Origin of the sequence: Streptomyces albidochromogenes, from assembly GCF_005981925.1 — a bacterium.
GTDB lineage: Bacteria > Actinomycetota > Actinomycetes > Streptomycetales > Streptomycetaceae > Streptomyces > Streptomyces albidochromogenes.
In genome coordinates this window covers 1-11,661 of record NZ_VBVX01000216.1, presented here as the reverse complement: position 1 = coordinate 11,661, position 11,661 = coordinate 1, and the positions used below count along the sequence as shown (strand labels likewise).

Below are 11,661 nucleotides of genomic sequence, written 5' to 3'. Positions count from 1 at the left end.
CTGCTGTTCAGCGGGTTGTCGTGGGTGACTCGGCTGCTGTCATGGATGCCGATCTGGTGCTGACGTTTTTGGTGATTATGCAGGTCGGTTAGTTGCCGATCGGTACAGCATGGGGTGTGTTGTCGATGGTCAGGGCCGTGGTAGCGGTGTCAGTCACCTGTGCAGTTGCCGCACGAAGGTTTGCTTGAGCAGCACTGCGGTAGTTCCATCGGCGGGTTCGCAGTCAGCCTGTGAACTCGCATGACGGGGCGCGATGCAGCTCAGCGAGGGCGTCGCCCTGTCACCTCTTCCCATCGATCACGTGCGGCGTCGAGTTTGGCCTGCGTCTTGTTCAGCGGCTCGTTGTTGCTGTGACGAGCGGTCACCTCATCCAGCACGTGGCGTGCCACCCCACTGTGCGCCTGCCCCCGGATGCCAAGGCGCCGGGACCAGGCGCGTGAGCGAGCCAGGAGCCGTCGGCTACCGCGCTGACTTTTCGCGGGTCGCGGCTGTCAACGTGCTGCGGAGTTGGCTGACGGTACGCCGCCACCGGCGGGCCCCGGCGCCGTCGAACCAGGTGTCCGTGGACTGCAGGTCCTCGAGTTCGTCCAGTTCCGTCAGCAAAGACGAGATGTCCTGACGTGCTGTCGTCCTGCCGACGGTCTGTGTGAGGTCGTGCAGGCGGTGTGCCGCGCGGTAGTAGGCGACCTGGGTTTCGCTGAGGCGGCGGATGGCATATCCGCCGCACTTACTGCACGGGTCGAACCTGGTGTTCTGCAGGAGCTGTTCGATCGTGACCAGGTCATCGTCGCTGGCGACTCCGCGGTCCCGGAGATGCCGGCATGCGGGGGAGTGGGCCCGGCCCTGGTACTGCCCGGCGGCGTCCGTCGTATAGACCTGTACCGGTGCGAGGACTCCCAGCGGAAGGCCCGAACCGCTGCCTGTATCGGAGGCCGGCTCGAACGGTTCCAAATCCAGCTGCTCCATGGCCAGCAGGCCGTGCCAGACATCTCTGGTGAAGGGGCCGAGGCGACGGCCCTCGTCTTCGTACCTGCCGTCGAGTTCTCGCAGGTCCCGCACCCCGCGGGCAAGGGCCAAGGACCGCAGGGCCCTGTTGACGTCCTGCCGCCCCTTGCACAGGCGTACAAGCAGCCGCTCTCCCTCTCCTGTGCTCAAGCTGCGGCCGAAGTCCGGGTTAAGGGAATCGTGGACACGCGGCAGCCACACGCTTTCCCCGTCCGGCGCGCCGTCCGCCGACGCAGCGTCGCGCCGGGCCTCAACGAGCGTGCCGGGCAGGTCATCGGCGCCGGCGATGATGACGCCCTCCCATCCGGCAGCGCAGCGCCGCTCCAGGACGGTCAGCGCGATGACCTCCGGCCCCGCCGTCATGGAGAAGACGAGGTAGAGCTGGTCGGGATCCCGGGAGGCGAGGCGCAGTGCCCGCAGGTGCGCGGCAGTGACCGGGCGCCTGTCGCTGACCGGTGTGTCGTCGAACACCCCTGGGCCCAAGGGCTGTTCCTCCTCGGGCGGAAGCTCCGGCGCGGCCGCCACCGCCGCGTCCTGCGCAATGCAGGAGAGCGCCGACCCGTTCCGCGACAGGAGCCGAGCGGCAACAGGCTCCGGCACCCGCAGGGCCACGGTGAACTGCTCCCAGTGCGTTTCGACGGCATACGAGGCCAGGACGCCCAGCTCCCATTCCGTGAGACGGCTGAGCGGGGAATCACCGTAGACGCGCCGCCCTGCAGCGTCAGGATGAGGCAGGCGAGCGATCACGTCTCTCTCTGCCTGGCCCGATGCCGTGCCCTTCTCCGCCTCGGCCTGCCACTCGGCAAGCAGCACCCCGGCGCGGGCCAGCATCTCGTCTCGCCCCTTGCGCCGGCTGCTCATGCCGTCTGTCAGGTAGTGGGCGAGATAGGTTTGCTGGCTGGGATGGTCCCAGCCGTCGGCTACCTTGTGCTGCCACCTGTGCCACAGGGACCTCAGCTGCCGTGCCACCTCCGCCGGGGAACCGAGCGGTGTAAACGCCGGGTCGTCCTCGGGCAGAGCAGGGTCGTCCATGGCCGACACGGCTGCCGACAGGATGAGGACATCAGTGGTGACCAGCCGAGAAGCCTGTCCCAGCAGCGCGTTGAGGCGATCCCTCTTCAGCTGCACTCGGGGAGCGGCCCAGGGCTCCAGCCACGGAAACAGACTGAGGATCTGATGGGCGCGGTGCAGGCTTGACGCCGCACGTCGCCATTCATCGAAGACCTGCTCGCGCACGGCCTGCGCCTCGCGCAACGCCTCCCCTGCACCGTCCTCGTCCTCGTCCTGGTCCTCCGTGTCGTTCTGGCCGCTGGAAGGCGTGCGGTTCAGCACCGCCGCCGCCTGGTTGACATCATCGTCGCTGTACGCGTCTTCGTCAGCCGCACCGTAGTTGTCGAGTTGGTACAGCAGCCCCAGTCCGCTCAGAGCCCCCAGAAAGATCCCCAACCCGGTGCCCCGGCGGGCCCACGCCCCGAACTCGGCACACCTGGGGCACAAACGGCCTACCACGGTGGCGTCCAGCGCAACCTCCCGCCGGGCAACTCCTGCCGAGCGGATGTAGGAACACGACGCTGAAACATGCAGTTTCGCCTGCTTGCCCTTCGCCGACCAGACCGTAATCTCGGTCCCTTCGAAGGGACCGAGCGGCACCTCCGGCGTCAGCAGACCGTACGTCACACGACCTCCCCTTGTCCCCACCGAGCCTATCCCTCGCCCCTCCCCTTGACAGGCCAACCGGCATCCAAGTCGGCTACCAGTGGCGGTAGTTCGCCACGAGCCCCGCCCGCCGCCCGTAAACCTGAAGAATCAGCTGGCGGGGATCCCGGCGGGGTGGCACCGGCGCGCTTTGCGGCCCGAGCCGCACGGGCACGCGGCGTTCCTGGCAATGCTGCGCCCGGGCCCTTCCGGCCGCGGAGACGCGCTGCGAGGGACCATGCTCTCCCCGCGGGCGCGCCATGCCTGAAGCGGCACCGGAAAGCCGCCGGCGCGCTCAAGAACCCAAGGGCCCACAGCGCCGAACGCCTCGTCCTGAGAACCGCGCGAGAACTCGAGGATCTCTTGTGCACTGCCCTTCAAAGTCGACATCAGGCACGTCGAGGACCACAGGCAGTGGTGGCTTGAGCGAGACATCCCGGCAGCGGTCATCGACCCGGACCGGCCGGGGGGAGCGGTCGAAGACCGTCGGCCCCGAAGCCCGCATCGGCGAGCCTGCCCATCAGTGCGGGTATGGGTACCGCCGCCCGGGCCCCGGTGCACACTGGCAATCACTGAACTTCAACGACTCCCCCTCGCGCCAGCGTCTCCAGGTCTCATCCTGATGGTGCCGACGAGCACCCGTTAAGACTCTGCGGAATCGGTTCGTTTGGCTTTCGGAGACGCCCTCAGAGCGGGTGGCGTCTCCCGGGTGTCCGAGGAGCTGTCCGGTCGTTTCTGTGTTCGCTGGCGGGTGTTACTGCCAGAAGAGGCTTTCGATGATGATCTGTGGTTCTGCGGTGCGGTGGACGAAGGTGTAGCGCAGCCATCCGTGGCCGTGGTCGAAGTACAGGATGTGGGCGCCGCGTGGTTCGGTGGAGCGGACGGGTTCGATACTGACTTTCGTGAGGTCGAGGCCGTCGTCGCGGTAGGGGTGACGGCAGGTGATGAGGTCGATGACCGCGTCATTGATGAGGTCCCGCACGCGGGCGGGTAGAGCGTCGCGGTACTCGGCGGCCAGCTTGGTCCAGTCCGCGGCCCAGGGCGGGCCGGTGAACTCGTCGCTCACTCGCCGGGCCCGAGTCTGCGGACGTTGTGGTGAATCCGTGAGGCCTCTTCCAGCAAGTCCTTCGCCTTGTCCGGATCCGTGCACTGTGCGGCACGTGCTTCGAGGTCGCGGACGTGGTGGTCGAGCTCGGGGTCGCGCGCCAGGGCGTACTCGCCCCACCAGCGTGCGAGAAACGCCGGGGCTGCGCCGATGTCGTAGGTGTCGGCGATCTTCGTCCGCCAGTTGGCTTCGAAGTCGTCCAGCAGCTGCGGGGCGTGCGCGGCGATCGCCGCGCGGAGTGCGGCGATGCTGCGCTCGGGCATCGGCGGGACGCCTCTGGAGGGGCGGGGGGCGGTGGTCATGGTCGGTTCCTCCTCGGGGCAGCGCCACCACGATAGTGCGTAAGGCTTGAGGCGAAAGGGCAGCCGAGGGATTTGCCCGCTGCCGTGAGTCCGGCGTGATCCCAATCTTGGACGTTTGTTCGATTCGATCGGGTGCCGTGTCGCGGCCCTAGGGCGTGTTTTAGAAGTTGCTGGTGTGCTGGGTGTGCCGTCCGGGAAAGTCGCGGGCGGCCATCCAGATCGTGAGGTCACGTGCGATCCGGTCGATGCTGGTCTCGGTGACGACGTCATGTTCGCGGCGGACGACCTCATAGCCCCCTTCATTCAGGACCGCGACCGAGGTGAACCAGGCCGGGTCGTCTTCATCGGGCTGGATGACGACGAAGGTGTTGTCCGAGTCGTTGAGTTCGTCGATCAGCACGAACAGCGCGTCCTCGGACGGGTCGTCGACGTGGTCGCCGCTCTCGCTCTCGGCCCGGTAGTACGCAGCCCCCATCGGCCCTGTCTCCCCTCAACCCGCTGACCTGATCGCGGCCAGAATGACACGCGGGACCGACACTTCCGGCAGGTCACAGCCATTCGTTGATCGCGGCGATGAGGACGGTAGCTTCGAACCGAACCGCGAGCTTGTCGAACCGGGTGGCCACCGCCCGGTTCCGCTTCAGCCGATTGATGCCGCACTCGACCGCGTGCCGTGCCTTGTAGTCCTCACGGTCGAAGGCAGGAGGCCGCCCGCCCGACATTCCCCGGCGCTTGCGGTGGCCGGCCTGATCGGCCGGTTCTGGAATCGTGCAGCGGATCCCGCGCCGACGCAGATAGGCACGGTTCGCGCGCGACGAATAGGCCTTGTCGGCCCGCACCCGCAACGGACGGACCCGTGGCCGACCCAGGCCGAGGCGAGGAACCCGGATGGCTTCCAGCACGCCAGTGAACTGTGGGCTGTCTCCCCGCTGCCCGGTTGTGACCAGCAGCGATAACGGCCTCTGTCCTTGTTCGCAGGCCAGGTGAATCTTCGTGGTCCAGCCCCCGCGGGACCGGCCCAGGCCGTGCGAAAGCCCGGGCGCCTGGCGGCAGGTCACCGGAGATCGAGGGCAGATGGTCCAGGTAGCGAGCCGGGTTCAAGACCCCTGACAAGTCGCCGACCTGCGCATCGAGATTGACGTACTCCATCGACCTTCGCTCCCGCTCATGACTTCCCACTGGCCGACGAATCGTCGCACAGACTCACCAAATGAGATGACGTCTTACGCGCGAGTGCCAGGAGTTACTGATCTTGTGTGACAGTAGTTTCACGGACGCGTCCCGGTTGCGTACCGCCCGACGACTGGCCGAGATCTGACGGCTAGCCTGACCGGGCTCTAGACGCCCGAGGGGGCGTCAGCAACATACGGGCGAAACGGGGACGGGGAACCGACATGGGCAGACGTGACGGGCACGCGGTGTCACGCAGGCAGGCGATCAGGCTGGCCGGGACGGGGCTCGGCTTGGCCGTGCTGGGGGCAGGCGCATGGGGGTGCACACCCGAGGAGGCAACGGGCGCGTCGGGCGGCGGCACAACTCCCGGTGGAGGCAAGGGCGGTGACACCAACAAGGGCGGTGACACCTTCACCACCCCGCCCCCGGGCACCGAGCCCAAGCCGCTGTGGCAGCAGAAGACAGCCAACGACGACCTGGCCGGGATCCACGCGCTCGCGGTCATCGGGGACACGGTCGTGGTGTCGGGTGACCCGCTGGTGGGGCGTGACGCCGTCAGCGGCAAGGAGAAGTGGTCACGGCCGGGCGTCACCATTCCAGGTGCCAAGCTGATCACCGGCGGCGGGACGCTCTATCTCGCCAGCGCCGAGTACGACGGCGACGTGGTGGGCCTCGACCCGGCCACGGGCAAGGAGACCTGGCGCAGCCGCCTGGGCAAGGAGTACGAGCAGCCGCGCCCCATCGCGGCCGACGACCGACACGTCTACGTCCTCGCCGGGATCCTGGAAGAGGACTCCTCGACGCCGACCAATGTGATCGCCGGGATCGACACCACCTTCGGCAAGATCGCCTGGCGTGAAAAGCGGGACAAGGGGACCGAGGAGTTTGGCATCACCGCCACGGTCGTCGGCGGGCGCCTCGCGTACACCGATTTCCGGAAGAACGTGACCGTCCGCGACACGACGACGGGCCAGCAGCTCTGGACGAAGAAGATCGGCAGGTCCAACTACCACCGCTTTGCCGTGCACGAGGACCTGTTGATCGTGCCGGACGGGCAGCGGCTGCGGGCGTTCGAGCTGGACGCGGGCACGGAACGCTGGTCGCTGGCGAATGAGAAGTTCACCTGGTTCAACGATCCGCAGGTCCTGGACGGGGTGCTCTACGCCTCCGACAGCGCGTACGGCATGTGGGCGGTGGACCCCGGAACGGGCAAGCAGATCTGGCACAACAAGGACCTGGTGGGCAAGGCTGCGGAGGCGTGGCAGTTCGCCAAAATGGGCGGCACGCTGTACGGCGCGACCGAGCACGACAAAAACGGCGGCGTGCATGCCTTCGACGCGGCGACCGGAAAGCTGCGCTGGACGTACAACGACAACACCGGTGAGAACCAGAAGTGGTACGTGGTCCCGGCGGGCAAGCGGCTGGCCGCGATGCACGCCAAGCGGCTGTACGCGCTGCCGGCCGTCTGAGCTTGTCATTTGTCCAGTCGGCGGGGCTTGGTGCTCTTCTTGTGATGGGCGGGTCTGGTGTACGCCTCGCCGGTTGCGAGGGCGCCGGCGACCTTGTCGAGGAGACCCTCGCCGGCACTTTGATATCCGTGAGATCGCGGCAACGCTGAAGAGCTGGACGAACTGACTCCCGCACTCAGCACCTGACGAAGCCGATGCGAGTCATGACGTCGAGGAGTTCGTCGGGTGTGGTGCCCCAGCGGTCATCGGGGAACATGGGGTCGAAGCAGAGTCGCAGGGCCTGGTCCTCGGCCCAGAGGAACGTGCCGACGGCGTTGACGTTGACGAAGTGGGAGACCCAGCTAGCCCCGGCGGAGGCCGGCAGGACTCGTTCTTCGGTGACCCCGAGGTAGCCGTTTGGCTCGATCAGCAGCGTCCAGGCGCCGACAGTCGTCATGCCGATCAGCTGGCGGGCACCATCCTCCAGGTCGTACTGGGCGAAGGCGGCGTCGACGACTTCGACTATGCCCTGCAAGGGAGCCTCCAGTCGTCTTTCCAGCCGGGACATCAGCTCAGCAGGGGACAGGCCCCGCACGAGGGTGAAGCAGTACGCCTCGGCGATGTCTGGAAAGTCGTTCTCGAACCACGCATAGTCCACCCCGGTCTTCGTCATGCCGACCATCCTTGCTCCTGTCGCTGACAGTGGAAGGACGCCGTGGTCGTCAGCGGGAATCGGAAGCCACATCCACCAGTTCGGGAAGCGATCTCATCCCTGGACTCCGCGGCTGCTGTCAGTGCCCTCTGTCACGATGCCTCGGTCAACATCATGATCAGGAGAGACCATGGGCACCTGGGACATCGGCCCCTTCGACAACGACACCGCAGCGGACTTCGGCGGTGACCTTGACGAGGCAGCCGCAGGCGAACGCGAGGGCACCGTCCGCTGCACTCTCGCACGTGTGATCGACACCGTGGGCTACCTCGCAGCACCCGAATCCGAGAGGGCCGTAGCTGCGGCCGCCCTTATCGCCGCGCAGTGTCCTGGGGGTGAGCCTGCCGATCCGATTTATGGGCCGGAGGAGCCCCTTCCCGACCTCACTGGCCTGCGTGACCTCGCCCTTCAGGCCCTCGAACGCGTCATGACCGAGCCGTCAGAGTTGATGGACCTCTGGGCCGAGTCGGATGGCGGATCCTGGCGCGCCAACATCCGCCGCCTGCAGAACGTGCTGCTGCCGCAGCCTCCAGGTGAACAGCTCAACCTGATCTGACCCACCGCAACCGCTACTCGAGTTCTCCCCGGAAGGCCACCATGAGCTGGGACGTGCTTCTCCTCCGCCTGCCTGACGACATCACCTCGGTGCAGGAGATCCCCGCCGACTGCAGCCCGGACCCGCTCGGCCGGCGGCACGACGTCCTCGCGGCCGTCACCCAGGCCTGTCCCGAAGTTGATCTCTCGGACCCCACCTGGGGCGAACTCTCCGGCGATGCTTGGTCCATCGAATTCAACATCGGCTCGGAAGACCCCGTGGACTCGGTCATGCTCCACATCCGGGGCTCCGGCGACGACGTGCTGATCCACGTCTTCCGCCTTGCCGACGCTCTGCGGTGCCGAGTGCTCGACTGCGCGGGAGGGGACCTGATAGCTCCGGGGCAAACATCGGGCTGGCACTCCTTTCAGCAGTTCCGCGATCGAGTAGTCGGACCCTCTCAGTGATGCCCCCAGGCCGCAGCACTAGGGTCCGTCTTCAAAAGGATCTTGCCCAGAGTAGGAATGAGGCGAGGCTGACCGCTGCTTCGTAGGAGGTGGCGGTCTTGTCGTATCTGGTGGCGATGCCGCGGAAGCCTTTGAGGTGGTTGAAGCAGCGTTCGACGGTGTTGCGTCGGCGGTAGGTCTCGCGGTCGAAACCAGGTGGCCGGCCGCCGCGACTGCCGCGGTTTCGGCGGTGCTTCTTCTGGTCGTCTTTCTCGGGGATCGTGGAGGCGATGCCGCGTCGTCGCAGGTAGGCGCGGAATGCCCGGGAGCTGTAGGCCTTGTCTGCCACGACATGGTCGGGTGTGGAGCGTGGACGGCCCAGTCCTGTGCGGGGCACGCGTATGCGTTCGAGCAGGGCTTGTGCCATGACGCTGTCGTGTCGTTGGCCGGCGGTGAGCATGAGGGCCAGAGGACGGCCCTGTCCGTCGGCGGCGAGGTGGATCTTGGTGGTCAGGCCTCCTCGGGATCGGCCGAGGGCGTGATCGTCCGGTTCGTCCTGCCGGTGCTTCCCCCTTTTCGTCCGGTGGTGGCGGCGTGCTGATGGGCCCGGACGATGGTGGAGTCGATCTGGACCAGCCAGTCGATGTCGCCGGCCGCGTCCGCGCGGGTCTGGATCTGCTGGGCCGGTGCCCGGCACCCCTGCTGCGCGACCCCGTCGACGACGTGGATGGGGTCCGCGTCATCTACTACGTCACGGCCCTTCGACAGATCACCATCGTCGCGTACGTTGAGGCGTAGGGGCCTCCCGAGCACCCGTGCAGCGCCCCGGACCACCTGGTGGTCCGGGGCGCTACTGCATCCGCTGCGCTGAACTTCGCTCTGCCGCCCGTACCGGATGGGGCGTTCTCCAGTCCTGGTTGCCAGGGGACCGTGACGTCATTGACGACGTCCCGTATGAAGTCCGTTTGCGTCTGATGCCGCCTGGCTGACCCGGTGGCTTGGGGTGGGCCCCCGGTCCGTTGGGGCCCCCGGAGCGCGCGATCCGAAATCCGCGAATGTGCGCGCTTCGAGCGGCTCAACATCGCGGGTGGATCTTGGGTCACGGGCCGGTCGGGTGAAGCGTGGTGGGCGGCGCCGTTTCGGTACGCCGGGACGGGCCACTGGGGTTGAGGCAGGCTGACGAGCAGGTGCCTGTGGTGTGGCGCCGTCAGGCCAGTGTGGTGCGGGGCGTCCATCCAATGCCATCGTTCTCGCACCACGCTGTACTGGCCAGCCACTTGTGGGCGAGCGGGCGGCTCCCCGGGGCGAGGGCCAGTCTGGGCCCTGGGGTATCGGGCTCCCTGGAGCGCGTACACGTTCCCGGCTGCAGGGTGGTGGCGGGGGAGAGAGCGTCGAACTGCCCGTGGAGACGCTGGCGTAGCCGGGCGGATCTCGCTCGGATGGTGCGGGAAGGCGTCCGGGAGGTCGTCGGGTGAGCCGAGCGTGTCCGTCAGTGTCCACGTGTCGGTCCTGTCACTGGCGCAGAATCCGGCCGGCCGTCCGGTGTTCACGGTGTGGTCGTGTTCCCGGCTACGGTGTGCGCGTCGAGGGCTTCGGTGGTGCTGGGGTAGAAGGGCATGAGGGTGCTGACACCGGTGAGGTCCAGCATCCGGGCGAGCCGGTCGGGTACACAAGCCAGCGTGAGGACCCGTTGACGACTTTCGCGCTGCGCAGGATGCCGATGAGGGCGCTGAAGCCGGATGAGTCGCAGAAGGGCACGCGCGTGCAGTCCAGAACCAGGTGCGGGTGACCCTCGGCGATGACCTGCAGTGCCCCGGTGCGCAGGGCGGGGAGATCCTGATCCACGGCTCGCCGTGCCTCTTCACGATCGCCCCCCGCCCGTAGATATTGCACATTTCGACTAGGCTTGGCAGGGGATGTCCCTTCTCGCTGAACTATGTCGGAATGCGAGAGGCGGGCAGGTCATGGCGAAGAATGAAGGAGCGTCCGAGCCCCTGCTCGGTGAGGGGCCGAGTCGCCCAGGGGCACCCAGCAGCATGGCTGGTCGTCGGAGTGGACGAGACCGGCCAGCAGAGAAACGAGAGCGCCCGCCGCTCGCTTCGTTCGGATGAGTACGCGGCGAAAGCGTGGACCGGGCAGAACGATGTCCAAGGAGGAGAACGAGGCGGTCTCCGGCGACACAGTCCGAGCGGGTCGCGCCGCGGTAGTGGACAGCGCAGGCTCCCGAAAGGAGCCGGCTGATGCGCTACAACATCGGCAGTCGGGCCGTACGGCTACTGATCAACGCCATCTGCATCTCGAAGTGAGTCCCTTGGCGTGTGGTCGTGCGGGCAGTCACCACAGCCGGATGCTGCACGCGTCGGCCATTCGAACAACAGTGCCTGGAAGGTAAGCGTCATGGATAACAGCACCAAGGCGGCTCTCGCGGCTGGCATCGCGGGGGGATACCTCATCGGCCGGACCAAGACGGGCAAGCTCGCTCTGAGTCTTGCAAGTTTCGCGGCGGGTCGGACTCTGGATCCCAAGGCTTTGATCGGCGAGGGGGTCAGGAAGCTGTCCGAGAATCCCCAGTTCGCCGAGCTCGGCGAACTGGTTCGCGGGGAGTTGCTCGACTCGGGGCGTTCCGCATTGTCCGAAATGGCCAACCGAGGTGTCGCATCCCTCACCGGGGCCCTCCAGCAAGGGACGCGCTCTCCAGCGGGCGAGACGAACGGTGAACCGGAAGGCGAAGAGGTGGACGAGGACGCCTACGACGATGAGGGGGAGGGCCAGGAAGCGGAAGACCAAGAGGCGTGGGACGAAGAAGAAGAGCCTGGGGAGGATGAAGAGCTCGAGGAGGGCGAGGAAGAGGAACCCGGGGAGGATGAAGAGCTCAGGGAGGACGAGGAAGAGGAACCCGGGGAAGACGGGGAGGAAGAGCCCGAGCCTGCCAGAACCTCTCGGCGCCGCCCGGCGAAGGGGGCGACGGCTGAGAAGCCTACCGACAGGAGGCCGGGGCCGAAGAATCCTCCCGCCAAGAAGGCGATGGACCGCAAGGCTGCGGAGAGGAAGGCGGCCGGCAAGATGGCTACCTCCAGGAGCGCAGAGGAACAGCCCGCCCGCAAGAGCGGCCGCAGATGACCAGCCAGGACGAACGACCTCGCCCGGGCGATAGCGCGCGATCCGAAATCCGCGAGTGTGCGCGCTTCGAGCGGCTCAACATCGCGGGTGGATCGTGGGTCGGTCCGGTCGGGTGAAGCG

General features: G+C 67.1%; 11 protein-coding genes and 2 pseudogenes. 4 read left to right on the top strand and 9 right to left on the bottom strand.

The window, feature by feature from the left end; all coding sequences use genetic code 11:
• Positions 1–459 precede the first annotated feature (459 nt).
• The 6 genes and pseudogenes from E2E34_RS24155 to E2E34_RS24130 all read right to left on the bottom strand — a co-directional run.
• Positions 460–2,682, bottom strand: a complete 2,223-nt coding sequence (locus E2E34_RS24155; RefSeq protein WP_138904022.1) for a hypothetical protein — start codon at positions 2,680–2,682, stop codon at positions 460–462.
• Positions 2,683–2,811: 129 nt separating this feature from the next.
• Positions 2,812–2,940 (bottom strand): SEC-C metal-binding domain-containing protein, encoded by a 129-nt coding sequence (locus E2E34_RS37260; RefSeq protein WP_369334632.1) that lies wholly within the window; start codon positions 2,938–2,940, stop codon positions 2,812–2,814.
• Between the two features lie 514 nt (positions 2,941–3,454).
• Positions 3,455–3,766, bottom strand: a complete 312-nt coding sequence (locus tag E2E34_RS35630) for a hypothetical protein (RefSeq protein WP_167518370.1) — start codon at positions 3,764–3,766, stop codon at positions 3,455–3,457.
• Entirely contained in the window at positions 3,763–4,107 is a 345-nt protein-coding gene (locus E2E34_RS24140; protein ID WP_138904020.1) for a hypothetical protein, read from the bottom strand. Before E2E34_RS24140 ends, E2E34_RS35630 begins: the two co-directional genes overlap by 4 nt.
• Positions 4,108–4,267: 160 nt before the next feature.
• Positions 4,268–4,582 (bottom strand): hypothetical protein, encoded by a 315-nt coding sequence (locus tag E2E34_RS24135; protein ID WP_138904019.1) that lies wholly within the window; start codon positions 4,580–4,582, stop codon positions 4,268–4,270.
• Between the two features lie 73 nt (positions 4,583–4,655).
• Positions 4,656–5,132 (bottom strand): annotated as a pseudogene (locus E2E34_RS24130) (IS5 family transposase); the annotation flags it as partial.
• A 369-nt stretch (positions 5,133–5,501) separates the two neighbouring features.
• Here E2E34_RS24130 and E2E34_RS24125 point away from each other — a divergent pair.
• The gene (locus E2E34_RS24125; RefSeq protein ID WP_138904018.1) at positions 5,502–6,749 is read left to right on the top strand and encodes an outer membrane protein assembly factor BamB family protein; all 1,248 of its coding nucleotides are present in this window, start codon (positions 5,502–5,504) and stop codon (positions 6,747–6,749) included.
• Between the two features lie 175 nt (positions 6,750–6,924).
• Here the strand turns inward: E2E34_RS24125 and E2E34_RS24120 are convergent, their stop codons facing one another.
• Positions 6,925–7,401, bottom strand: a complete 477-nt coding sequence (locus tag E2E34_RS24120; protein WP_244316036.1) for a DUF6461 domain-containing protein — start codon at positions 7,399–7,401, stop codon at positions 6,925–6,927.
• Positions 7,402–7,570: 169 nt separating this feature from the next.
• On the opposite strand from E2E34_RS24120, the gene E2E34_RS24115 reads away from it, so the two are divergent.
• Together E2E34_RS24115 and E2E34_RS24110 are read left to right on the top strand one after the other, a co-directional pair.
• A complete protein-coding gene (locus E2E34_RS24115; protein WP_138904017.1) occupies positions 7,571–7,996 on the top strand; it encodes a DUF4259 domain-containing protein in 426 nt (141 codons plus the stop codon).
• Between the two features lie 41 nt (positions 7,997–8,037).
• Positions 8,038–8,442: a hypothetical protein gene (locus tag E2E34_RS24110; RefSeq protein WP_138904016.1), complete on the top strand. Its 405-nt coding sequence runs from the start codon at positions 8,038–8,040 to the stop codon at positions 8,440–8,442.
• Between the two features lie 31 nt (positions 8,443–8,473).
• On the opposite strand, the gene E2E34_RS24105 is transcribed toward E2E34_RS24110, so the two are convergent.
• Both E2E34_RS24105 and E2E34_RS37255 read right to left on the bottom strand, forming a co-directional pair.
• Positions 8,474–9,118, bottom strand: a complete 645-nt coding sequence (locus E2E34_RS24105; protein WP_138904015.1) for an IS5 family transposase — start codon at positions 9,116–9,118, stop codon at positions 8,474–8,476.
• A gap of 1,013 nt (positions 9,119–10,131) precedes the next feature.
• Positions 10,132–10,266, bottom strand: a pseudogene (locus E2E34_RS37255) (STAS domain-containing protein); the annotation flags it as partial.
• 552 nt (positions 10,267–10,818) lie between these two features.
• Between E2E34_RS37255 and E2E34_RS35625 the strand changes: the two are divergent.
• Positions 10,819–11,541 (top strand): histone protein, encoded by a 723-nt coding sequence (locus E2E34_RS35625; protein WP_167518368.1) that lies wholly within the window; start codon positions 10,819–10,821, stop codon positions 11,539–11,541.
• Positions 11,542–11,661 lie beyond the last annotated feature (120 nt).